Annotated in this window: 18 protein-coding genes and 1 tRNA gene; 11 read left to right on the top strand and 8 right to left on the bottom strand. The window is 52.4% G+C overall.

Annotated features, from left to right (window positions below; all coding sequences use genetic code 11):
- Window positions 1–28: 28 nt before the first annotated feature.
- Window positions 29–1,906 carry a diguanylate cyclase domain-containing protein gene (locus AC2A1E_RS09515; RefSeq protein ID WP_484383533.1) on the top strand — a complete coding sequence of 626 codons (1,878 nt, stop codon included), beginning with the start codon at window positions 29–31 and terminating at the stop codon, window positions 1,904–1,906.
- A gap of 44 nt (window positions 1,907–1,950) precedes the next feature.
- Window positions 1,951–3,744, top strand: coding sequence for an EAL domain-containing protein (locus AC2A1E_RS09510; RefSeq protein ID WP_484383532.1), 1,794 nt, complete (start codon window positions 1,951–1,953; stop codon window positions 3,742–3,744).
- Between the two features lie 44 nt (window positions 3,745–3,788).
- Here AC2A1E_RS09510 and AC2A1E_RS09505 read toward each other — a convergent pair whose 3' ends face one another.
- The 8 genes from AC2A1E_RS09505 to AC2A1E_RS09470 all read right to left on the bottom strand — a co-directional run bounded on the left by AC2A1E_RS09505 (window position 3,789) and on the right by AC2A1E_RS09470 (window position 15,499).
- Window positions 3,789–6,482, bottom strand: coding sequence for a hybrid sensor histidine kinase/response regulator (locus AC2A1E_RS09505; RefSeq protein WP_484383531.1), 2,694 nt, complete (start codon window positions 6,480–6,482; stop codon window positions 3,789–3,791).
- A complete protein-coding gene (locus tag AC2A1E_RS09500; RefSeq protein WP_484383530.1) occupies window positions 6,472–6,924 on the bottom strand; it encodes a Globin in 453 nt (150 codons plus the stop codon). Before AC2A1E_RS09500 ends, AC2A1E_RS09505 begins: the two co-directional genes overlap by 11 nt.
- A 340-nt stretch (window positions 6,925–7,264) precedes the next feature.
- Window positions 7,265–8,494 (bottom strand): alanine racemase, encoded by a 1,230-nt coding sequence (gene alr / locus AC2A1E_RS09495; protein WP_484383529.1) that lies wholly within the window; start codon window positions 8,492–8,494, stop codon window positions 7,265–7,267.
- 239 nt (window positions 8,495–8,733) lie between these two features.
- Complete coding sequence (locus tag AC2A1E_RS09490; protein ID WP_484383528.1) at window positions 8,734–9,339, bottom strand: class I SAM-dependent DNA methyltransferase; 606 nt, start codon at window positions 9,337–9,339, stop codon at window positions 8,734–8,736.
- A 107-nt stretch (window positions 9,340–9,446) separates the two neighbouring features.
- On the bottom strand, window positions 9,447–12,095 hold the full coding sequence (locus AC2A1E_RS09485) for an alpha-amylase family glycosyl hydrolase (RefSeq protein ID WP_484383527.1): 2,649 nt from the start codon (window positions 12,093–12,095) through the stop codon (window positions 9,447–9,449).
- Window positions 12,096–12,291: 196 nt separating this feature from the next.
- Window positions 12,292–13,617, bottom strand: a complete 1,326-nt coding sequence (locus AC2A1E_RS09480; RefSeq protein WP_484383526.1) for an alpha/beta hydrolase-fold protein — start codon at window positions 13,615–13,617, stop codon at window positions 12,292–12,294.
- Between the two features lie 218 nt (window positions 13,618–13,835).
- Window positions 13,836–15,326 (bottom strand): helix-turn-helix transcriptional regulator, encoded by a 1,491-nt coding sequence (locus AC2A1E_RS09475; RefSeq protein ID WP_484383525.1) that lies wholly within the window; start codon window positions 15,324–15,326, stop codon window positions 13,836–13,838.
- A gap of 98 nt (window positions 15,327–15,424) precedes the next feature.
- A tRNA-Arg gene (locus AC2A1E_RS09470) sits at window positions 15,425–15,499 on the bottom strand.
- Between the two features lie 416 nt (window positions 15,500–15,915).
- On the opposite strand from AC2A1E_RS09470, the gene ccmA reads away from it, so the two are divergent.
- From ccmA to ccmI, 9 genes are all read left to right on the top strand, one after another.
- Window positions 15,916–16,548, top strand: coding sequence for a cytochrome c biogenesis heme-transporting ATPase CcmA (gene ccmA, locus AC2A1E_RS09465; RefSeq protein WP_459401930.1), 633 nt, complete (start codon window positions 15,916–15,918; stop codon window positions 16,546–16,548).
- Entirely contained in the window at window positions 16,548–17,207 is a 660-nt protein-coding gene (gene ccmB, locus AC2A1E_RS09460; protein WP_484383524.1) for a heme exporter protein CcmB, read from the top strand. The genes ccmA and ccmB overlap by 1 nt, the downstream gene beginning before the upstream one ends.
- Before the next feature lie 82 nt (window positions 17,208–17,289).
- The gene (locus tag AC2A1E_RS09455; RefSeq protein WP_459401932.1) at window positions 17,290–18,027 is read left to right on the top strand and encodes a heme ABC transporter permease; all 738 of its coding nucleotides are present in this window, start codon (window positions 17,290–17,292) and stop codon (window positions 18,025–18,027) included.
- Window positions 18,024–18,272: a heme exporter protein CcmD gene (gene ccmD / locus AC2A1E_RS09450; RefSeq protein WP_473187885.1), complete on the top strand. Its 249-nt coding sequence runs from the start codon at window positions 18,024–18,026 to the stop codon at window positions 18,270–18,272. The genes AC2A1E_RS09455 and ccmD overlap by 4 nt, the downstream gene beginning before the upstream one ends.
- The gene (gene ccmE / locus AC2A1E_RS09445; RefSeq protein ID WP_473187884.1) at window positions 18,269–18,763 is read left to right on the top strand and encodes a cytochrome c maturation protein CcmE; all 495 of its coding nucleotides are present in this window, start codon (window positions 18,269–18,271) and stop codon (window positions 18,761–18,763) included. The genes ccmD and ccmE overlap by 4 nt, the downstream gene beginning before the upstream one ends.
- Window positions 18,760–20,730 (top strand): heme lyase CcmF/NrfE family subunit, encoded by a 1,971-nt coding sequence (locus AC2A1E_RS09440; RefSeq protein WP_484383523.1) that lies wholly within the window; start codon window positions 18,760–18,762, stop codon window positions 20,728–20,730. The genes ccmE and AC2A1E_RS09440 overlap by 4 nt, the downstream gene beginning before the upstream one ends.
- Entirely contained in the window at window positions 20,727–21,278 is a 552-nt protein-coding gene (locus AC2A1E_RS09435; RefSeq protein WP_484383522.1) for a DsbE family thiol:disulfide interchange protein, read from the top strand. The genes AC2A1E_RS09440 and AC2A1E_RS09435 overlap by 4 nt, the downstream gene beginning before the upstream one ends.
- On the top strand, window positions 21,275–21,742 hold the full coding sequence (locus AC2A1E_RS09430; protein WP_484383521.1) for a cytochrome c-type biogenesis protein: 468 nt from the start codon (window positions 21,275–21,277) through the stop codon (window positions 21,740–21,742). The genes AC2A1E_RS09435 and AC2A1E_RS09430 overlap by 4 nt, the downstream gene beginning before the upstream one ends.
- Entirely contained in the window at window positions 21,742–22,953 is a 1,212-nt protein-coding gene (gene ccmI, locus AC2A1E_RS09425; RefSeq protein ID WP_484383520.1) for a c-type cytochrome biogenesis protein CcmI, read from the top strand. Before AC2A1E_RS09430 ends, ccmI begins: the two co-directional genes overlap by 1 nt.

Below are 22,953 nucleotides of genomic sequence, written 5' to 3'. Positions count from 1 at the left end.
TTCTACGGTGAAATGGCCCGGAGTTTATATGATTGAGCCTTGCAGTCCTGTCAATGAACCGTTGCGTCAGCTGGCACTGGATACGCTCCACGTGCTAGACAGCAACGCAGTGGAAAAACTGGACAGGATCACCCGGCTTGCGGCCAGCTACTTTAATGTCCCCATTGCGCTGGTTTCGCTGATCGATCGCGAACGCCAGTGGTTCTTATCGCGTTTTGGCCTAGAGGCCAGAGAAACCCCCAGAAATATCTCGTTCTGCGCGCATGCCATCTTGCAGAAAGAGACCTTTATCGTGTGCAACACGGCTACCGATGAGCGTTTTTTTGATAACCCGTTGGTCACCGGCGAGCCGGGGATTGGCTTTTACGCCGGGCGGCCGCTGTTGTCGCTCAACGGCCTGCCGTTGGGCACCTTGTGCCTCATCGATAGACAACCGCGCACCTTTTCACCGCAACAGGTGGCCGAACTGCATGACTTTGCGGCGATCGTTGAGGAATATCTGCACGGCATTGAGCGCGATGTCTATACCGAAAGCCTTAAATCTGACTTGAAGCGCACCGAAGCCCTGTTTGAGCAGACCTTCTCTCAGGCTGCGGTCGGCATGGCGTTGGTATCACTCGAAGGCTACTGGCTGCGGGTCAATCCGCGTATTTGTGAAATATTAGGCTATAGCGAGCGGGAACTGTTGGCGCGCACTTTTCAGGATATTACGCATCCTGAGGATCTGGGCAACGATCTGGAACTGTTGCAGCAGTTATTGGCGGATGAAATAACCACATACTCCATGGAAAAACGTTTTTTCCGCTGCGATGGAGCAACAGTGTGGGTGCAATTAACCGTTTCATTAAACCGCTTGCCCGATGGTTCTCCACACCATTTTATCTCCGCCATTGTGGATATCACCGAACGCAAAGTGGCAGAAAACAATCTGCGTACGCTACAGCATGAACTGGAAGATCGGGTCATCCAGCGGACAACAGAGTTAAATGTGGTGGTGAGCAAGCTGAATCTGGAGATTGAGGGCCGGGTGTATACCCAGCACCAGCTCAATGCAGAGAAAGAACGCCTGCGTGCCATTACCGACAATGTGCCTGCGTTGATCAGCCAGGTTGGCCCAGATGAGGTGTATCAGTTTGCCAACAGTGCCTATATGCGTTGGTTTGGTCTCGATGAAGCCTCGTTGAAGAGCATGAGCATACGGCAGTTGATCGGCGAAAGCGCCTACCTCAAAGCCAAACCGATGATCGAAAAGGCATTACAGGGGCAAACGGTCAGCTTTGAGAATGAATTACAGGCACGGACTGGTGAACGGATTGTGCACACCACGCTGGTGCCTTGTGAAACTCAGGGATTTTATATTCTGTCGATGGACATCAGCGAGCTTAAAAGCCTACAGCGGCGGCTGGAATATGATGTGACGCACGACATGCTGACAGGTTTGCCTAACCGGCGAGCATTCCTGAATCAATTGGCGCAGAGCATGACGGAATCCGTTACTAATTCGCAGCCTATGGCGGTGCTGTTTATCGATCTGGACGGTTTCAAACAGATCAACGATGCCTTTGGGCATGATTTTGGTGATGCCGTGTTAAAAACCTTCGCCAAATTGCTCAACGGTTGCCTCCACCGCGTGGGCTTCGTCGCCAGACTGGCCGGGGACGAGTTTACCGCCGTGCTTTGGCACTTATCGGATCCTCGCGCAGCAGTGGAGCAGGTGTGTGAAGAGATACTGGTACAACTGGCGAAGTTGAACAGCATTGGCGATCGGCAAGTCACTTTATCTGCCAGCATTGGCGCAGCTATTTACTCAGGTGATGACACAACGGCCAAAACCTTATTGGGGCAGGCGGATACCGCAATGTACCGTGCAAAATTGGCGGGCAAGGGTAAATATTCTATCTATTAAGCAAAGGTTTGCTGTGTGCATATAGCATATAAAGGAGCAGGGGTATGTTGAAAAACCTTGGCAAAGATGAAGAGGCTAGGCTGGCATCTCTGGATGCGCTTGAGGCTTTGGGCGGCCTGAATGATGATGCCTTTTACAATATTCTGGATATTACCTGCATGCTTCTCAACCTGCCGGGCTGCTTTATCTATCTTTTTGGTTCAAAAAGAATATGGATAAAGGCCAAGAAGAATATTGAGTTTGGAGAGATAGACTACGACAGCCCGTTGTTCAATTTTGTGCGTTACAGCGGCGATACCCTGATTTGTGAAGATACGCATAAAGACGATCGTTTTGCGGACGATCCTATGGTCACCGGAATAGCGGCCATTCGTCAGTTTATTGCTACCCCGTTGCGCACCCGTGAAGGCCATATCATTGGCGCGGTCTGTGCCACTAACCGAAAACCAGGGGGCTTTTCCAATATCGAAACGGATCTGCTGAACAATATTGCAACCATTGCCATTGAACTGCTAGAGGCACAGAGTGAAATTGGTCTGGTTGATGCGGTGACGCGTTTCCCCAATCGCCAACGTTTGATGGGGGATATCAAACAGCTTTCATCGGAACATGGCGAGTTTGTCCTGATCCTGATTGATACCCTGGATATCAAATATGTCTACGAAATGGCCCGTTCATTTGGCATGGCGGAAGTAGAAAATGTTTTGCATGATATCGGCCACTTTCTAAAAACCACCTTTATGAACGAGCAGATGATCTACGCTATTTCTCTGGGGCGGTTTGCTATTATTCTGCACGCGGAAAAGTTAAACCGTTACATGGGGCATATGGAGAATTTTGCCGGCAGGATGCAACGTGAAGTCCGCAGTATTGTGCCGCTGAAACTGGATTTTTACGCAGGCTACGTCTGGTTTTCTCCACCTTGCACCAACCCGCCTGAGCTATTACGTATGGCCACCAGTGCGTTGCATGATGCTATTGACGGGCGGGCCACTATTTCGGCCTACAGTGAATCTAAAGACGCAACGCGTAAATTTAATCTCAATATACTTAACGATCTGGCCGAAAGCCTGAACCAGCAGCGCGGGCTGTATCTGGTATTTCAGCCAAAGGTTATTTTGGCCACGCGAAAAATTATTGGTGCAGAGGCATTACTCCGTTGGCAGCATCCGACATTGGGCGAGATCCAACCTGATGCCTTTATCCCCATGGCGGAAAGTACGTCGCTGATTAAACTGCTGACCGAATTTGTTATTGCTCGCTCGGTTATCGAAGCCAAGCGATTACGTGAGGTGGGGATCCACATTCCAATTTCGATTAATATCAGCGCTAACAATTTTTCCGAACAGGGTTTTGCGGAAAAGTTAGACCACCTGGTTCGCGGCGGCGGCCTGCTGCCACAAGATATTGAAATTGAATGTCTGGAAACGCAGCGTATTTTAGAAAGCAGTGAAGCCTTGGCCTGCGTGAGAGCGTTGCGCCAGAAAGGGTATGCCATTGCGTTGGATGATTTTGGCACGGGCTACAGTAATCTTAATTATCTGCGTAATATTCCCGCCGATCTGATTAAAATAGATCGTTCATTGATTGAAAATCTAAAGTCGGATAATGACAGCCGTGTCATTGTCGAAAGTCTTATCGAAATGCTGCATAAGCTGAATTATGTCGTTCTGGCGGAAGGGGTTGAAGATCACGAGACGCTGAATTACCTGGAACAATACCAGTGCGATGTTATTCAGGGGTATTTCTATTCTCCACCGATGGTACTTGAGAAGCTGATTGCTCTGATTGATGCGGAACAGGATGGCATGCTGGCGTCATGCCCGGATGTGGATTGATTCTGGGGTTCAATCCACATCCGGGGCAGAGTCTGTATTGCGTCTTAGTGTGCCTCTCTGGCTGCGGCCAGCGCGGATTGTAACTGTTTGCACAGCGGCTCCAGGCCATCGTTTTGCGCCATAATGCCGGGCAGATTGCCTGCCATGGCGGCCTGTTCTATCTGGATGAGTCTATTTTCCAGCGGGGCGCAAGCAAAGTGCAGGCATTCGCCTTTTAGCTGATGGGCGCTGCGGCGGATCGCATCAAAATCCCGTTTTTCCAGAGCGGTATGCAGTGAGGCCAACAGTGCAGGGAGCTCTTCGATAAATATCGTCACCAACTCGTTAAATAACGTCTTATCGTCGCTCAACTGGGCCAAGGCTTGCGGATAATCGAAAATGGGCGCTTCTGGCTCCGCTTGGCTGAGATGATAAACGCGCTGAATCTCTGCTCCCAGGTTTTCCAGCAAAATGGGTTTACTGATGTAACCGTCGAATCCGTGGGTTAAACACATTTCCCGGTCGCCTTTCATGGCGTGTGCGGTCATGGCGATGATTGGCTGATGTTTACCCGGCTGCTGTTTTTCCTGGGCACGAATATGCTGCACGGCCTCAATCCCGTCCATTTCCGGCATTTGTAGATCCATCAGAACCACATCGTATTGATCCTGCGCCAACTTTTGCAGCGCCAGTTTACCGTTACCCACCACCTCAGAGGTATGGCCCAGTTTACGGATAAAATTGATCGCCAACTGCTGATTGATCAGATTATCTTCGGCCACCAGAATGCGATAACCGTTATTCACTTCCTGCACTAATTCGCTGATGACGGGCAGAGTCTTGTTGGCATCTTCGGGGATCAGCGTGCGTATGATGATTTCTTGTAGTTCAGCGGTATCAATGGGTTTGGTCAGGAAACCCGATACACCGACTTTTTTCAGTACGGCGGTGTCTATCCGGTTACCCATGGAGCTGAGCATGATCAATTTGCACTGGCGCAGGCTGGGCGTAGACATAATCTCCAGCGACAGCGCCATGCCGTCCATCTCTGGCATTTGTGAATCCAGCAGAATCAATGGGAAGCGCTGGCCGCTGTTCAACACCTCCAACGCCGCCTTGCCCGAATTGACAGTGTGCGGTTTGAACCCCATGTTACGCAGCATATCGAACAGCAACCGCAGGTTGGTTTCATTATCGTCCACCACCAACACCGGCATACCTACCAGCGCCTTGGGTAATGCGATGGTTATGCGTGCAGGGCTTGCGTCAACATTGGCCTTGGCAGGCAGGGAAAAGTAGAAACAGCTGCCATGCCCTGGCTGGCTGGAAACCTGGAGTTTGCCCCCCATCATCGCCACCAGACGGGCAGAAATGGTCAGCCCCAGCCCGGTGCCGCCGTATTTACGCGTCGTCGAGCTGTCTGCCTGGCTGAACGATTCGAAAATAATCGCCTGCTTGTCTTCGGCAATCCCAATGCCGGTATCGGTAATACTGAATGTCAGCATGCCCGGTGGCGACAGGGAAGGGGTGATACGCAGCACCACTTCACCGTCTTGGGTGAATTTAAGCGCATTGCCAATCAGATTGGTCAGGATCTGCCGCAGGCGCAGCGCATCGCTGTAGAGCGTGGTCGGGACATCGGGATGGATATCGACGATCAGCTCAGGGCCTTTTTCGGCGAACTTGGACATCAGCGGCCGGGTAATTTCATGGATCAAGCTGCGCAGCGTGAAGTTCTCCGGCTCCAGAACGATTTTCCCCGCTTCGATTTTTGAAAAATCCAAGATGTCATCGATGATTTTCAGCAAAGCGCGTGCGGATGAGTACACCATATTGATGTAGTCCCGCTGCTCTTTGTTGAGGTTGGTCTCCAGGCACAGCTGAGTCATCCCCAAGATCCCGTTCATCGGCGTGCGGATCTCATGGCTCATGTTGGCTAGGAACTCACTCTTGGCCTGATTGGCCGCACGGGCAAGTTCGACGGACTGGCGGGAGGAGAACTCGGCCTCTTTGCGCTCCGTAATATCCTGCAACGTACCGATGGCTCGCTGCATTTCACCTTTTATGCCCAGGCCGATGATTTGCCCCTGAATCAATGCCCAGCGGTAGTCGCCACCCCGATGTTTAATGCGGACCTCACAGTCAAACACCGGCAAAACTGCGTTATTGGCCTGATGCAGGCTATCGAGCAACAGCGGTAAATCTTCGGGATGCAAGACCTGTTGCCACAGCGCAGAGGTAAACTGATTGTTTTCACGGCCAACACCGAGCAGCAATAACAGCGCATCGTTAACCTGCAACCGATCTTGGGTGCACTCCCAGTCCCAAATCCCGATATGAGAGGTTTCTGCCGCCAGAATGAAATTGTTGTGCAATATCTGCCCGGAATGGGTGATCTCTGCATAATGCGTGATGTCGGTATGCAGGCTGACAATGCCACCATCTGGGATCCGGTGGTGCTGCACGTACAGCGTACGGCCTGGCAGGTTACGGATTTCGTAATGACCATCCTGCCGGTAGTTGCTGAGCACCGCTTCAGCCAGCTGTGGTTTTTTCAGCAGGTGTGAAGGGGTCATGCTGGTATTGAGAACGCTTTCGATCACTTCTTGCAGAGAAATCCCTGGCTGAAGCAGCCCCCGTAGCCCAGGATAATATTCCTCCACTTTACTATTCCAGTAACACAGGCGTTCTTCCTGGTCATAAACCAGTAACGCCGCCTGGAGGGTATCTAATGCGGGGAGTAAAAGGTTATTTTTCATCCTGCGCCTCTTTACTGGCATCATGATGCAATTCCGCCTGGCGGCGCATAAATTCCAGCCCTGGGGCCATAAAAATTGCCCAGGCAGTGAGCACGTCTTCATTACAGCGTGGATCCAGATCGCGCACGGTTTGCAGTACCGCACGGCGCCAGTAGGCAAACACCGAGGCGGGCAGGTTGAGGCCGTGTTCGCTTTGTTCCCGGGTAACGTGTTCCAGATAATCGGAGACGATGTAGCTGGTGGCAACAGACAGCATGTAGAAAAATGATTTATAGATTATTTTCTGCTGTTCCTGGTGAGCTTGCGGGCTTGGCAGAACATTAAGTGCCTGAGTGCTTTCAATAAACAGCGCATAGAAATGGGAGAAAAAGGCATCCCCTTGATCTGCCGAGGTAATTCGGTCGTAGCTGTCATTGAATAACACTTCATAATTTGTGCTCATATCATTTTCCTTGAACCTCGGGGAGGCGTGCTCTTTCCTGCGGCAGGTAATGATGTGGCCAATGAAGGCTATCCTTCACCTGCGTGGAGCTTTTGACCCAAGTGATCGACATACGGTTCATCATAGGGATGAATAAAAATGCACCATACATTCCTGTTACGGGCAAGAGGCAATGCTGTTTTTCTTAAAAGAGTCTAGTTGACAGTAAGGGATGCGCAAGGCGGCAGGAAGAATGAAAATCACATATTATTCATTGCATTAATAAGAGCACCTGCGGGCTAATGCATTGAGTTGGGGGATTTTTCTGGCAACGGCCAACGCCGCTGCCAGATTGCTCAGGTTAATCCACCAGAACGCGTTTGTTGGTTGCCCCCCAGAGGATCGACATTTCCGTAAACAGCGCCCCGCTAATCTCTTCGACTTCTTCGGCGGTCACTTCTGCTTTGCCCTGCTTACCAAAGAACACCACTTCATCGCCAGGGTTGATATTCTTCAGATCGGTGACGTCGACCATCACGGTGTTCATTGAGGTTTTGCCCACAATTGGTACCCGTTGCCCCTGAATCAGCACATGGCCTGCGTTGCTGAATACCCGGCGATAGCCATCGGCATAGCCTACCGGGATATTCGCCAGCACCGAGTCGCGTTTTAGCTGGTAGGTGCGATCGTAACCCACGGTATTGCCCTTCGGATAATGATTCAGCGCGGCAATTGAGGATTTGAAGGTCATGACGCGCCGGTATTCCGTGCTGGCGATGGTGTCGCCATAAAATACCCCGCCGACGCGCACCATATCGAGCCAGGATTCCGGCACGGTGAGCGTGGCGAAGGTGTTGGCGACGTGCAGCGTCACGTCACTACGCTTGAGCCCGGTAACATCCAGCACCTGCTGTGATTGCACTTTGAAACGGGCGAGGTCTTTCCTGACTGCATCGGCATCTTCTTCAGGATAATGCGACATGATGCCGACAATTTTCAGGTGGCTTAATTCAGAAATCGCCTTGGCCTCTTGCAGACCGGCCGCATTGCTGACTTCCAACCCGTTGCGGGACATACCGCCAGAGTTGAGCGCTAAATGGATGCGCAGCGTTTTCCCCTGTTGTGCTGCAATGGCATCCAAGCGTTTGGCCATCTCCAGATTACCGATCAGCTCTTCAGCATTGTAATCCGTTGCCTGGCGCATCTCCTGCTCGGTGGCATTGCGCACGCGCATTAAGCGCCCGGTAAAACCGAGTTCGCGCACGGTTTTTAACTCCTGATTGCTGGCTACGCCGATGCACTGAACGTTGTTTTTCAGCATCACCGGGGTTACCAGCGAGAGATCGTGTCCGTAGGCATCCCCTTTCAGAATGGCGCAGAGGGTGGATTTATTCCCCAGCAACTGCTGAATTTTTTGCGTGTTGTATTCCAGCGCGCTGCGCGAAATCTCAATCCTGGCGTTATCCACCACCGCCGATTGGCTTTTGGCCGTAACGGATAATGGACTGGTAGCAGTGACGCTGGCAGGTTGATGGCAGGCGGTGATGACCAGCAGAGGTATTAACGCTAAATGACGTAAATGCAGTGACATGCTAACTCCTTAGCAAAATAAAACGTAAATCCCTGGGACTGAATCAGTTTTTTAGACTTCACTGATGGTTGGTTTTATGCCGACGGTGGGGTGGTGAGGTGTCGGCTTGGTGCAATAAACGCTAGAAGGCTGGAGTTGTCAATGGGTTCTTTACTGCTAGAAAGAGGGCGGTAGTATTTTGATTATAAAGATTTTTTTATCAATGTAACTCGCTGGGTTGGTGGAGGGTAGGTTCCACCTTATCTTCTTTTCGCCAGCCAAACCGTATGCCCCGAGCATTGGGGATCTTCCATCACCATGTCGATAACCTCAAAGCCACTCGTATTCAGTAGTGCGCGGTACTCCTCCGGTGCCAGGCTGGCATGGAACAGCGGCTCACCTTCAAATTGCCCGATGGCGACGCCATTAGTGGGGCCGCTGGTAAAGATCAGCGCGCTGCCCAGATGGCTGTGCTGCGCAAATATCGGGAACATCTTCTGTTGGTCCTGCTGGGTTAAATGGAAGAAACTGTCCCACGCAATCAGGCCATCAAAGGTTTCGCCCAGCGCTAACTCGCGCATATCCTGCTCTAGCCAACGCTGCTCGGGAAAATGCTCGCGAGCACGATCCAGCATTGCGGTTGCGCCATCGATACCAGTGAGTTGAAAACCCTGCTGAATGAAATATCCGGCAATCGACTGACCATTACCGCAACCGATATCGAGAACGTGCCCTTTCTTGCCGATCGCGCCGATGAACTTATCCAGCCAGCTTTTTTCAAACAGTGCGCGTGAGCGCTGGCAAGCAAAAGCGTCAGCATGGCGTTGGTAGATGGAAAGAATGTTTTTTGCCGCAGAGTGGTTCACAATTTACTCGCTATTTATCCGGGTTTTATTGAGGAGTTAATAGGTTAAGTATAAAGCCTGAGTCTGTTTGGTCGCCCTTTCAGGCGACCAAACCATGCGGCTGTTGTTTAATCGTTGATCTTAATCAGAGGGAGATCGTCCCAAATCAATGGATCCTGCTCTGTGCCCCCGGAAAAACTCCAGAGAGCGGGTTCTCTCTGCAATGGGCGATAGGTACTTGAAAGGCCATCAAGATCCCAGGTTGTGACATAGAATTGGATGCCGTTTAGGCTCATGGGATCCCCAAGGGCTGCGCTTGCAAAATCGAAGTTGATTGTCCGACTGGCTTTGTCCACCGTGATTGTTGGGGCAGGAGTGATAGACTCTCCGAGTTGATCGGAAGTGGCACCTTGGCTGCTGTAAAGACTGTTTTGCCATCCAAACGCCAGCACCTGCCGATGCCATGTCTGGCCACCTGGCATAGTCGCGTTAAGCTTAGGCAGCATACTTAGCCCCCCCTCTTGACCGGGCAGATGGATAAAGATGCTGAAGCCCACATGATCGAACCCCAAGGTGGGTAACCAGGTGTCCGAGACGCTGGCCATTTGTAAGCTCAGGCGCACGTTACTGCCAATCTGGAATACCTTGGCCTGCTCTATTGCCAATTGCGGGTTTGCTTTATCGTAGCTGGCATCCTCTGGCAGGCCGTAGTTGCCCATCGGGCCAGCCGTGCCATTTCCAGCATCGCCGCTGTCATCGAGCGTGATGCTTGGTAAATCGGGGAAAATGACACGGCTCTGGAAGTGCACATCCGCAGTTGAACTGCCGCTGGCCTCCTCGTAGAGCGCCAGACGATGGGATTGTAAACCTACCTGGAAATGACGCAAGTTGAGTAACCCTTGCCAGTTGCCGTTTTCGTCCACGGTAATCCTGTCAGCCGTTCCCAGGCGGCCATCAATGACCAATCTTATCTGGCTGCCCGGCGTGCCGGAACCGGTGAGAGTGAAATCCGTATCCAGGATCTTGCCTTGCAGATCTGTCAACAGGGTCATTGTGTGATCCTGTTGGGGAAGTTGCCCACTACCGTCTGCAATCACCATCAGCGCCGACTTGGGTTGCAGGGGAAGCGTCAGGGTACCGTCCTCTGCGGTCACTATCTCCTGACTCTCGTCCATGTTAAGAGTATTTAGGATGCGCAGGCGAGTATTCCCACCTAACCCTGTCTCCATGCGGTTTAGCAGTATTGTCTCCTGTGCGGTGTTGAGGATCACTAAAAGGTCATTACCATCAATGTGACGGCGATAGGCAAAAACACCGGCTCCGTTTTTTTCTTCAGCCAGAATGGTTAAATTTCCTCGTGACAGCACCTTGTGCTGATGACGCAGAGTGGTCAACTTTTGAATGAAGTGATACATCTCTGAGTCGCTATTAAAAGAATCAATCTGTTGGCCATCTTCCCGGTAGCCATTCCCGAACATGGCATCACGATGGCCGGTAAAAGCCTGCTCCGTGCCTTGGTAGAGAACAGGTATTCCCGGCAGCGTCAGCATGGTGAACAGGGCCTGTTTGAGATCGTTCAGATTCGCCTGAGCGAGGAAACGTGCCATGTCATGGTTTTCGATGAAGTTACCCAGCCGATAGGGATCGGGATACATTTCCATCATCTTGCGTAGTCTAAATCCCAACTCTGCGGTTGGACGCCCACCACCGAACACCTGTGACATGGTCGCTTGAAGGGGGAAATTAAGCATGGACTCGAGTTCGGGCTTTTCCTTGCTGCCCAGATAGGCGATGAGTTTCTCCTCACCTTCAGTGTTGTAGGGGGTAGAAGCTTCAAAGATTTCGCCAAGGCTCAAAAAGTCGTTGCGTCCTGTCTCCTTGGCTTTATCCAGAATGCCATTCTGGCCATGGAAGAAGTCGTGGTAAAAATCATGCTCGACAAATTTGACGGTATCGACCCGGAACGCATCCACACCGACTTGTTCAATCCAGTAACGGTAGCTTTGTTTAAGGTAATCGCGTACTGCCGGGGTGGCGGTATTGAGATCGTCAAGATCGGACAGCTGATAGGTTAGCTGCTGGTTCTGATCGTTGTGGTCGGCTATCTGGGGCGTCCAGTGGTAAATGGCAGCCTGCTGTGCCTCTGGGCTGTTGCACTGGTTGAGGTTCAGAGGGGAGGGCAGGCTCTGACCCGCGGCCAAGGAATTTGGGATCGGTTCAAAGCCTTGGCAGGGTTGGGCCGGGTCATAGGTACCCGAGTAGGTAAAGTAGTTACCCACATGGTTCACGACGATATCCTGGATCAGATACATACCCCGTTGGTGTAACTCAGCGGCCAGAGCTTGATAGTGGCCAAGATCGCCAAAATGTTCGTCGATCTTTTGCATATCACGAGCCCAATAACCGTGGTAGCCGCCATAATTTTGGGCTGGATCCCACCATTGGTTGGCTACGGGCGGTGTCATCCAGACGGTGGTCGCACCAAGCCCTGCTATGTAATCCAGTTTCTGCTGTACGCCTGCGATATCACCACCGCTAAACTTCTTGTCACTGGTGGGGTCGTACTCACCTGTCCGCTGATCGTTATTGGAGCTATCCCCATCGTTGAAGCGATCAATCATCAGGAAGTAGATGATCTGATCGCGCCAATCAGGTGAGGCGACATGGCGGTAAGAAGAGGATTGCTCACCGTTGTCATGACTATCGAAGCAACCGGCTAAGACGAATGACACCGCCGTAGCCAGTAAGCCCAAACGCGCCTTTCTTATTATGTTCATGTATTTTCCCAGTTCTCTATGAATAACTATCAAGCATTCTTGCGAGAGAGCAGGGAAATTAAATTAGCATTTTACGCCATAATAGTGATATATGATGCCAGTCTGCGACTATGTGATAACCTTCACGTTATACGCGTCGTCGATGTATAAAAACCATCATGCAATAACGTGCATAGAAACGTCTTTTTCTAGGGGATTACTTCTCCATTGTCGCCATATAAACATCGGCAAAACGCTCTGACCACGATATTTCATCATGCAATCCCCCGCTGATTAACGGGCAGGAAACATCAGAATGCCCTACCTTTTTCACGCTGCTGCACATGGCGTGCATGCCTTCGATCAGCATTTCTGGTTCTGGTGCATAGGCTAAGCGCTCTTGAGTTCCCATATCCATATAAATCCGGGTCGGATAGTTAATGGGATCTGAATTCTGCTCTATATAATCGCGTAATTCATATCCGTGCATAGGATCGTCTTGTGCGACAACCGAAAATGCCATGAGTTTAGAAAAACGCTCTTTCAGGCGAGTGCCTACGTACAGGGTCATATATCCCCCCATAGAACTACCTGCTAAAGCGGTAGTTTCCCGGCTGATATTAACCCGATAATTATTCTCTATATAGGGCATGACGACCTCAGCAATAAAATCACTGGTCTCTTCGCCAAGAGGATCGATATGCCCCGTGCCTGGAAGATCCCATTCCCAGGCCGTATATTCACGATAGCGTGCCTTTTTATATTCCCCATTAACTTCAGAGTTCAGCTCGGTATCATCATTTTTATTCGGTGAGTCGATGCCGACAACAATAGCCCCTTTAGTTTTTCCTTCACTGACGAGTTTTTCAAGCGTTTCATCAATCTGCCATTCCATGCCATATCCTGCTGTAACTTCATCAAAAAGATTCTGTCCATCAAACATATAGAGTACAGGGTAAGATTCATTATTCTGATCATAGCCTGCTGGAAGATAGATTCTGACTGTACGTTGCGCTGTAGTGAGCTGTGGGGTGCTAAATACCTGTGTTTCAACTTTACCCACTAATGTTGAAGGTTTCTCCTTCACTCCACCCTCTTGGTCCTTCCATTTTTTTATCGAGAAATGCAGAATATTATTTTTACCATCATAAGTGACACGGCGATTATGAATAGCATATCCATTTTCATCCAGCTCTTCTGAATCCCAACTGCCGCGCGTAAACTTGAATTGGTGTACGTCGCCGATCTTGTTAAATTGGACGTCAATTTTATATTGGCATTGATCGCCGCCTGGTTGTAAAGGGAGTGGCGGTTTTTTTTCGAGATCGCTGAGGTCATTGCCCCCGTTCCAGCCATTCATGGTTCCTGCCAGATAGATACTTTCTCCTTCTGTCGTTCCGGCAGGTATATTATCCACGCAAAACGTCACTGTATTAGGAGGGGCGACAGATGCTGGTGAATGCTCACTTTTATTATCACAGGCGGTTATTATAAAAGGTGCTAAAAATAAGACAGAAACGTACTTTGAAGTGTTTATGTTCATCCGATCTCTCTTTGCTTTTTTCTTACAGTAAGATTTATAGGCCCTAATATCGCGAGTTGCAGCCAGAGTATAGGTAGCTCGAATATAATAGTGCACTTATGTGTTATTGGCTTAGTTCAGCACAATATATTAATAGCAGTAAAAAAGAATGTGACTAGCATGCAACGCCAAAAAAATAGCATTTCATGCCAATTTGCTGGAGTGTGATCTCTCTCAACTTATAAACACTGTGGGGAATATCCAACGCCATTATTATCGAGTATCAGTTGAGCCCCGCCAACCTGGTGGAAATGGAATATCAAAGGCAAGTTGGTGTCTGGATAATCTATTATCCCTTGCCATTCCCAAGCCCCAGAGTGTTGACGGGCATGCAGTGGCTGAGGAGGGGAATTGTCGTGGCAAACCACATTGACGTGGGACCACTCATCGCGGCTGAAGAGACGAACCAGTACGGAATTTTTCCCTTTAGCGCCCATGACGGTGATCAACTGATGGCAAACTGCGGGTTGCGAGCCTAACAGCACAGGACCATTGAGACAGTAATCATGGCCCCGGTCGTTATCAATATGGGTCTTGCCGCCGACTTGATATTTAATATGAAAGCGAAATGGTGCATGTACAGGCAGATTTGAGGTTGACCATAACTCAAGCTCCTTACTTAATGCACGCTCAAAGGTGGCGCTATAAGGTCGCCATAGCCCGTCCTTATCTTCACCCACGACGGTAACGGACTTGACGAATGACAGGTTGCGCAAGGCAATCCAGATTCTGGCTCCATCACAGTGATACGGTTCCTTATGTCCTTCCTGACGGATCGCGTAGTAGAGACTGACAGCGGGCAACTCATCATCATGGCGGGATGTAGCCTCATAGTATTGCTGGCGATACTGACCGGGGGACATGGAAAACCATTTGCGAAATGCTCGTTGAAAGCTCGGTGTATCTCTGTAACCTAATTGCTGCCCAACCTGCTGGGTAGTGAAGTGTTTAACAGAAAGTAAGCTAATTGCATTATTGCGACGTACCTCCTCCAACAGTTGGTTATAGCTGGTCCCCAGTGTTCGAAACTTACGCTGGAGCGTGCGTGGCGGCGTACTGTGCAAGGCGGCCAATTCACTCAATTGAGGGGGAGTCGGCAAGGCTTGCGTGAGCTGTTGCTTGACTTGCTCCAACAGCCCTTGCGGTTGAGATTCCTGCTGGGACAGGTGATGCAGGAGTTTGCTCAGTATGTCGTTAAGGTGGGATTGCGGGTTTTGTTGCTGTTTAGTGCCCACATGGAGGGTGGGGTGGATAGCATAATGAGAAGGAAGCAGCCTGAAGTGCAGTGGTATCGTTGTTTTTTGGGACTGAGGCCAGGCCAATCTCCATTCCAGAGAAGGATAGATACGGCTCAGGCTCAAATACCAGATTTGTAGTAGCCACCAGAGCGGTGCCAGGTTAGCTGACTGGCTAAGGGCCTTGAAGGTGATACTGAAACTGAGCCCCGACTCCTGCCACACGGGATACCACCCCAGATTGAGAAGGCGTAGGCTTTCACACCACTTCTGCAAGGAGATGTTGTTGTTCTTCGATGAGGCGGCCGTGCTTTCTACCAGACGCAGCAGATCTTCACAACGCCACATTGAATCGCCGAGTTTGAGTACTTCCTGCCCGGTTGCGTTGATCAATTGTTGTAAAAGCCAGTGCCACGCGACTTCGAATTCATCCATGAGGTTTTGCCTGAATTTTTAGGGTAAATGTGTCGGGTGCAGGCTTATTATTTTTCAGGTGATCGGTATGTGATAGCGGATGTTGAATAACTAGTGTTTGGTGTCCCCGACTGGAATCGAACCAGTAACTAGCCCTTAGGAGGGGCTTGTTATATCCGTTTAACTACGGGGACCTTGCGGCAAGGGCTTCAGCCTTAACGCCGGGCATTATACCTTTTTTTTCACGCAGAATAAGCGCTTAGCGGTGCGTTTGCTTATTCCCTCACCAATATGCGGTGAATTTCATCTGATGAGCGGTTTTACATCACATTTTTTGCCGTTTACCCACCTTTTTCCGTGCTTCTAGCGGCTGGTTTTGTCTCGGTTGCCCATATCCGAGCGGATCTTCTTGGCTCAATAGCCCTATTCACCGCCCGTTTCCCCTGTTCAAAAAATAGCAAAATCTTCACGCGGCCAACTTTTTCTACGCAATCTTGATCTGGTACGCAATATTACCCCTAATGGAGTAGATTCGTGGTCGGGTGCAGGCTACGAGCCCTCTGTCGCTTATGTTATGATTCGGCATCACAAGGAAAATTACGAGTCCCCTATGCTGGAAGCCAAAAACCTGAGTTGTGTCCGCGACGAACGCACCCTGTTTAGCGGGTTAAGCTTTTCGGTCAATCCGGGCGATATCATTCAGGTTGAAGGGGCGAATGGCGCGGGTAAAACCAGCCTGCTGCGTATTCTGGCGGGTTTGGCGCAGCCGGAGTCGGGCGAAGTGCTGTGGCACGGTAAAAATACGTTACGCCACCGTGAGCAATATCATCAGGATTTGCTGTTTCTCGGCCATCAGCCAGGGATTAAATCGATGCTGACCCCGTTTGAAAACCTGCAATTTTATCAGGCCGTGCGCCAAGCGGCAGATCGCCAGGCGATTTGGCAGGCGCTGGAGCAGGTTGGGTTGGTGGGCTATGAAGATTTGCCGGTGGCGCAACTTTCTGCTGGCCAACAGCGGCGCGTAGCGCTGGCACGGTTATGGCTCAGTAACAGCCCACTGTGGATCTTGGATGAGCCGCTGACGGCGATAGATAAGCAGGGCGTGGTTGAGCTGACGGCGCTGTTTGAACAACATGCACAGAGCGGTGGTTTGGTGCTGTTAACCACGCATCAGGATTTAACGGGTACCAAACGGGCGGTAGGGAAGATTCGCCTGGCAGCTAATAGCGCGGAGGTCGCCTGATGTTTTTCACCCTACTGCGCCGGGAACTGAAGATTGCCTTTCGTAAAGGCTCTGAGATTGTTAACCCGTTGTGGTTCTTCCTGATCGTCATCACGCTATTCCCGTTGGGCATTGGGCCCGAGCCGCAATTGCTGGCGCGCATTGCGCCGGGGATTATCTGGGTCGCGGCGCTGCTGGCTTCGCTGCTGGCGTTGGAACGCCTGTTCCGTGACGATTTTCTTGATGGTTCGCTGGAGCAGCTATTGCTGTTGCCAACGCCGCTGCCGATGACGGTGTTAGGCAAAGTCTGCGCGCACTGGATCGTCACCGGGTTGCCGTTGTTGATCCTCTCGCCGCTGGCGGCATTACTACTGTCGCTGGATGTCCCGACCTGGATCGCGATGGCGTTAACCCTGCTGCTGGGGACGCCGACGCTGAGCCTGATTGGCGCTATTGGCGTGGCGCTGACCGTCGGGTTGCGCAAAGGTGGCGTACTGCTGAGTTTGCTGGTGCTGCCGCTGTATATTCCGGTGCTGATCTTCGCCACGGCAGCTATCGACGCGGCATCAATGGGGATGCCGATCGACGGTTATCTGGCGATCCTGGGGGCGATGTTAGCGGGCAGCGTGACGCTGGCACCGTTCGCCACTGCGGCAGCGTTGCGGGTGAGCGTGCATTAGCGCGCTATCCGCACAAAAAATTTGCGTCATTCCTCTAGAGAGTGGCCTTCGAATGAACCTTTGACCTTGAGCGATAACGACAATGTGGAAATGGTTACATCAATTTGCTCGGCCCGAACGGTTGTACCATGTCTGTGGCCGCTGGGTTCCCTGGCTGGGGATTGCCGGGGCGGCTTGCCTGCTGATCGGCTGGGTGTGGGGCTTTGGTTTCGCGCCGAAAGATTATCAACAGGGCGATAGCTTCCGCATCATGTATATCCATGTGCCAGCGGCGATGTGGTCGATGGGGATCTACGCCTCGATGGCGATCGCCGCTTTTATCGGCCTGGTCTGGCAGATGAAAATGTCAGATACCGTAGTGGCTGCCATGGCACCGGTTGGGGCGATATTTACCTTTATTGCGCTAGTCACCGGTTCCGCCTGGGGTAAACCCATGTGGGGCACCTGGTGGGTATGGGATGCGCGCCTAACCTCAGAGCTGGTGCTGCTATTCCTCTATATGGGGATTATTGCGCTGTATAACGCCTTTGACGATCGTCGCCTGGCCGGGCGAGCCGCCGGGATCCTGGTGCTGGTGGGTGTCGTCAACATTCCGATCATCCATTTCTCTGTTGAATGGTGGAATACCCTGCATCAGGGATCGACCAATATGCAGCAGAGCATCGCGCCCAGCATGCGCACGCCGCTGCGTTGGGCGATCCTCGGTTATCTGCTGTTCTTTATCACGCTGACGTTAATGCGCTTGCGCAACCTGATCCTGAATCAGGAAAGTCAGCGCCCGTGGGTGGCCGAACTGGTCAATAAGGAGCGCCAATCATGAATGCTGCATTCGATTCCTGGCAGGCATTCTTTGCCATGGGGGGATACGCGTTTTACGTCTGGCTGGCCGTGGCCGCCACGTTGCTTTCGCTGCTGGGGCTGCTGGTGCATACCCTCTGGCAACGTAAACAACTGTTGAATGAGGTTGGCCGCCGGCAGGCGCGCGAACGGCGCATTCGCCAGTCACAGCAGTCAAAACAACCAACAGCCGTGCAGTCTGCGGATCAACGGGGGAAATCACTGTGAATCCACGTCGTAAGAGCCGCCTTTATCTGGCCATTGTGGTGTTGATTGGCGTGGTGCTGACTTCCACGCTGGTGCTGTATGCGCTGCGTTCCAATATTGATCTGTTCTATACCCCAGGCGAAATCCTGCAAGGTAAAGGTGAAAAGCATGAAAAGCCTGAGATCGGGCAACGGTTGCGTATTGGCGGCATGGTGATGCCGGGCTCGGTGAAGCGCGATCAGCAAAGCTTGCAGGTGAGTTTTAAAGTGTACGACGCCCGTGGGGCGATCGACGTCACCTATGACGGCATTCTGCCGGATCTGTTCCGCGAAGGGCAGGGCGTGGTGGCGCAGGGTGTGCTGGGGGAAGGGAACGTGGTTAATGCCCGCGAGGTGCTGGCTAAGCACGATGAGAAATACACGCCGCCAGAAGTGGCGGAGGCGATGAAAGACAATCACCAACGCCCGGCAGAGGCCTATGTCACTCCGCAGGCTGGGAGCAGCAAGTCATGATGCCTGAAGTCGGGAGTTTTCTGCTGTGTCTGGCGCTGGCGATTTCGCTGCTGCTGAGCATTTATCCGCAATGGGGCGCAGCGCGCCTGGATCAACGCCTGATGGCGGCCGCCCGCCCGTTGACCTATGGCATGTTTGCTGCCATTGCGCTGGCATTTTTCTGCCTGGTGCATGCGTTTGTCACCAATGATTTTACCGTGGCCTACGTGGCCGCCAACTCTAATACGCAACTGCCGGTGTATTACCGGATCGCCGCCACCTGGGGCGCCCATGAAGGGTCGTTGCTGCTGTGGGTACTATTGCTGAGCTGTTGGTCGCTGGCGGTAGCCCTGTTTAGCCGCACAATGCCGCAAGATGCGGTGGCGCGAGTGCTGTCCGTGATGGGGATGATTACCGCCGGTTTCCTGCTGTTTATCATCATGACCTCCAACCCGTTCACCCGCACGTTACCGAGCTTCCCGATCGATGGCAGCGATCTCAACCCGTTGTTGCAGGATATCGGGCTGATCTTCCACCCACCGCTGCTGTATATGGGCTACGTTGGTTTCTCGGTGGCTTTTGCCTTCGCTATTGCTTCGCTGATGGCCGGGCGGCTCGATACCGCCTGGGCGCGCTGGTCACGCCCTTGGACCATGGCGGCCTGGGTATTCCTCACCATGGGCATCGTGCTGGGTTCAGCCTGGGCTTACTACGAACTGGGCTGGGGCGGTTGGTGGTTCTGGGATCCGGTGGAAAACGCTTCCTTTATGCCGTGGCTGGCGGGAACCGCGCTGATCCACTCGTTGGCGGTGACCGAGAAACGCGGTACTTTCAAAGCCTGGACGGTGCTGCTGGCGATTACCGCCTTCTCGCTGTGTCTGTTAGGCACCTTCCTGGTGCGTTCCGGCGTGTTGGTTTCCGTTCACTCGTTTGCCTCCGATCCGGCTCGCGGCATGTTTATCCTCGCCTATCTGGTGCTGGTGATCGGTGGTTCGCTACTGCTGTATGCGGTGAAGGGCGGGCAGGTGCGCAGCCGGGTGCAGCACGAAACCTTCTCGCGGGAAACCTTCCTGCTGGGCAATAACCTGCTGCTGATCGCCGCCATGCTGGTGGTGTTGCTGGGTACGCTGTTGCCGCTGGTGCATAAGCAACTGGGGCTGGGCAGTATTTCTATCGGCGAGCCGTTCTTCAATACCATGTTCACTTGGCTGATGGCCCCGCTGGCGCTGCTGTTGGGGATTGGGCCGCTGGTGCGCTGGCGTCGTGACGAACCCAGCAAGCTCTGGCGCCGCCTGAGCGTCGCGTTGGTCGTGACCTTGCTGCTGTCGATGCTGTTGCCTTGGCTGTTGCAAGACAGCATCGCTGGCATGACGGTAGTCGGGCTGATGATGGCGGTATGGGTGATCGTGCTGACGTTAATGGAGCTGCATGAGCGCGCCACTCATCGCCATGGTTTCTGGCAGGGCTTAACACAGCTTTCCCGCAGCCACTGGGGCATGGTGTTAGGCCACTTGGGCGTGGCGGTAACGGTGATTGGTATCGCTTTCAGCCAGAATTACAGCGTGGAGCGCGATGTGCGCATGAAAGCTGGCGATAGCGTGGAAATTCATGATTATCGCTTCACCTTCCGTGACGTTCACGACATTCGTGGTTCGAACTATACCGGCGGCGTCGGGATTATTGACGTAACGCGCAACGGCAAGCCAGAGGCCACATTGCATGCCGAAAAACGCTACTACAGCGTGGCGCGCAGCATGATGACCGAAGCGGCTATCGACGGCGGCCTGACGCGCGATCTGTATGCCGCATTGGGTGAAGAGTTGGAAGATGGTGCATGGGCGGTGCGTTTGTACTACAAACCTTTTGTCCGCTGGATCTGGTTCGGTGGCGTGTTTATGGCGCTCGGTGGCGTGCTGTGTATTCTTGATCCACGTTATCGCATGAGCAAAAAACTTAAACGTGAAGCCAAATTGGGGGAACAGGCATGAGACGTAATCTGTTGTTTATTCCGTTAATCTTGTTCCTGCTGCTGGTAGTGGCATTGCTGGTGCAACTGACGCGTAACGCCGGGGGGGAAGACCCGACCATGCTGGAATCCGCATTGATTGGCAAACCGGTCCCCACCTTCAAGCTGGAGTCGCTGGAGCAGCCCGGCAAAACCTTCGATCAAGCGGTGCTGCGTAACGGTAAACCGATGCTGCTCAACGTTTGGGCGACCTGGTGCCCCACCTGCCGTGCTGAGCATCAATACCTCAACACCCTGGCTGCTCAAGGAGTCCGCGTCGTTGGGTTGAACTACAAAGACGATCGTGCCAAAGCGATCACCTGGCTTAATCAGTTGGGTAATCCTTACGCCCTCAGCCTGTTCGATGGTGACGGTATGCTGGGGCTGGATCTCGGTGTTTATGGCGCGCCGGAAACTTTCCTGATCGACGGTGACGGTATTATCCGCTATCGCCACGCCGGGGACATGAACGAACGTATCTGGCAGCAGGAAGTTTTGCCGTTGTACCGCAAGTACGGAGGTGATGCATGAGGCTGATGACGCTGATGTTGGCTGCATTGCTGAGTTGGAGTGCGGCGGCGGCGATCGACACCTATCAATTCAATTCGGTTGAGCAGGAACAGCAATACCGCGAACTGACTGAACAGCTACGCTGCCCCAAATGCCAGAACAACAGCATTGCCGATTCCAACGCCATTATCGCAGCGGATATGCGCACCAAAGTGTACGAACTGATGATGCAGGGGCAAAACAAGCAGCAGGTGGTTGATTATATGGTGGCGCGCTACGGCAACTTCGTCACCTATGAACCGCCGGTAACCCCCGCGACGTTGATCCTGTGGATCGGGCCGTTGCTGTTTGTGCTAATCGGTGGGGCGGTCGTGATATTGCGTACCCGCCATCGCCGGGCAGATACGGGTGATGAAGACTTCTCCGAACAGGAGCAGCGGCGCTTGGCTGCGTTACTGAAAGAGACTGAGAGGAAGAAACCCTGATGGCTTTTTGGCTGATGGTTATTGTGTTGTTGGTTGGGGCTGCCGCTTTACTGGTGGTTCCCGCGCTGCGCCAGAGTAAAGAGAGTTCGGCGGCCAGCCGTGATGCGTTGAACAAGGCATTGTATCAGGATCGCCTTAGCGAGTTGGAGCAGGATGAACAGCAGGGCGTAGTGGCAGAACGCCCTGAAATGATCAGGGAACTGCAACAGAACCTGCTGAATGATATCCCTGGGCAGCAGGAAGATCGGGTGCGGCCCATCAACCGTTGGGCGCTGGTGCCCGGTGTGCTGGTGCTGGCGCTGGTGGCCGTTGGGCTTTATCTGAAAACCGGTGGGTTGGTTCAGGTTCAAGTCTGGCATCAAGTAGAATCCCAGATGCCTGAACTGCGTAAACGCGTGGCTGATGAGCGTGCGCAACCGCTCACTCAGGAAGAGATTGCCCGCCTTGGATTGGGGCTACGCACCGCGTTGCAGGACGATGACAGAAATATCAACGACTGGATGATGCTTGGCCGCGTCGGGATGGCGCTTAACAATGCCACCACCGCGACGCAGGCTTTCGCCCATGCCTATCGCCTGGATCCGAATAACATGGATGTGCGCCTCGGCTATGCCGAGGTGTTGACGCGCTCCAACGATCCGCAAGATAATCAGCAAGCTACCGATATGCTGCGCAAAATGGCCGCTGAAGATCATACCAATCTACGGGTGTTCAGCCTGCTGGCGTTTAATGCGTTTGAGCAGGGTAATTATCAGCAGGCGATCGGTGCCTGGCAGGTGATGCTGAAGTTATTACCGGCTGGCGATCCGCGTAGCGAAGTGATCAAGCGCAGTATTGAACAAGCAAAAGTACAGGCAGGAGAAGAAACTGTTAAACTTGTTGTTAATGTCACACTGTCGCCAGAAGCGACAAAAGCATTACCGCAACAAGGAACGCTGATCGTGTCGGTTACTGATGGTGCTAGCCCAGTGCCGGTCGCTGTTAAACAATTGCCTTTGAGCCGTTTCCCGCTGTCATTTTCTGTCGATGACAGCAACGCTATGATGCCTGAACGCCTGCTTTCGGCACTGCATCAGGTGAAGGTACGCGTTCGTCTTTCACAAGATGGCCTGGTTACCCCACAACCGGGGGATTGGTTTGGTGAAAGTGTGTTGCAAAAGTTTAGCGGCAAAGAGCAGGTCAGTGTCCAGATAGACAAACAGGTCCCCTGA

This window comes from Serratia sp. HNCC26DJ206 (assembly GCF_057180605.1).
The sequence above is the reverse complement of the archived record's forward strand: the minus strand, read 5'-3'. Positions and strand labels throughout refer to the sequence as shown.

What these genes read in the sequence shown, in the direction of transcription:
- AC2A1E_RS09515 (WP_484383533.1), top strand. Translation starts at nt 29, where the DNA reads ATGATTGAGCCTTGCAGTCCTGTCAATGAACCGTTGCGTCAGCTGGCA.
- AC2A1E_RS09510 (WP_484383532.1), top strand. Translation starts at nt 1,951, where the DNA reads ATGTTGAAAAACCTTGGCAAAGATGAAGAGGCTAGGCTGGCATCTCTG.
- AC2A1E_RS09505 (WP_484383531.1), bottom strand. Translation starts at nt 6,482, where the DNA reads ATGAAAAATAACCTTTTACTCCCCGCATTAGATACCCTCCAGGCGGCG.
- AC2A1E_RS09500 (WP_484383530.1), bottom strand. Translation starts at nt 6,924, where the DNA reads ATGAGCACAAATTATGAAGTGTTATTCAATGACAGCTACGACCGAATT.
- alr (WP_484383529.1), bottom strand. Translation starts at nt 8,494, where the DNA reads ATGTCACTGCATTTACGTCATTTAGCGTTAATACCTCTGCTGGTCATC.
- AC2A1E_RS09485 (WP_484383527.1), bottom strand. Translation starts at nt 12,095, where the DNA reads ATGAACATAATAAGAAAGGCGCGTTTGGGCTTACTGGCTACGGCGGTG.
- AC2A1E_RS09480 (WP_484383526.1), bottom strand. Translation starts at nt 13,617, where the DNA reads ATGAACATAAACACTTCAAAGTACGTTTCTGTCTTATTTTTAGCACCT.
- AC2A1E_RS09475 (WP_484383525.1), bottom strand. Translation starts at nt 15,326, where the DNA reads ATGGATGAATTCGAAGTCGCGTGGCACTGGCTTTTACAACAATTGATC.
- ccmA (WP_459401930.1), top strand. Translation starts at nt 15,916, where the DNA reads ATGCTGGAAGCCAAAAACCTGAGTTGTGTCCGCGACGAACGCACCCTG.
- ccmB (WP_484383524.1), top strand. Translation starts at nt 16,548, where the DNA reads ATGTTTTTCACCCTACTGCGCCGGGAACTGAAGATTGCCTTTCGTAAA.
- AC2A1E_RS09455 (WP_459401932.1), top strand. Translation starts at nt 17,290, where the DNA reads ATGTGGAAATGGTTACATCAATTTGCTCGGCCCGAACGGTTGTACCAT.
- ccmD (WP_473187885.1), top strand. Translation starts at nt 18,024, where the DNA reads ATGAATGCTGCATTCGATTCCTGGCAGGCATTCTTTGCCATGGGGGGA.
- AC2A1E_RS09440 (WP_484383523.1), top strand. Translation starts at nt 18,760, where the DNA reads ATGATGCCTGAAGTCGGGAGTTTTCTGCTGTGTCTGGCGCTGGCGATT.
- AC2A1E_RS09435 (WP_484383522.1), top strand. Translation starts at nt 20,727, where the DNA reads ATGAGACGTAATCTGTTGTTTATTCCGTTAATCTTGTTCCTGCTGCTG.
- AC2A1E_RS09430 (WP_484383521.1), top strand. Translation starts at nt 21,275, where the DNA reads ATGAGGCTGATGACGCTGATGTTGGCTGCATTGCTGAGTTGGAGTGCG.
- ccmI (WP_484383520.1), top strand. Translation starts at nt 21,742, where the DNA reads ATGGCTTTTTGGCTGATGGTTATTGTGTTGTTGGTTGGGGCTGCCGCT.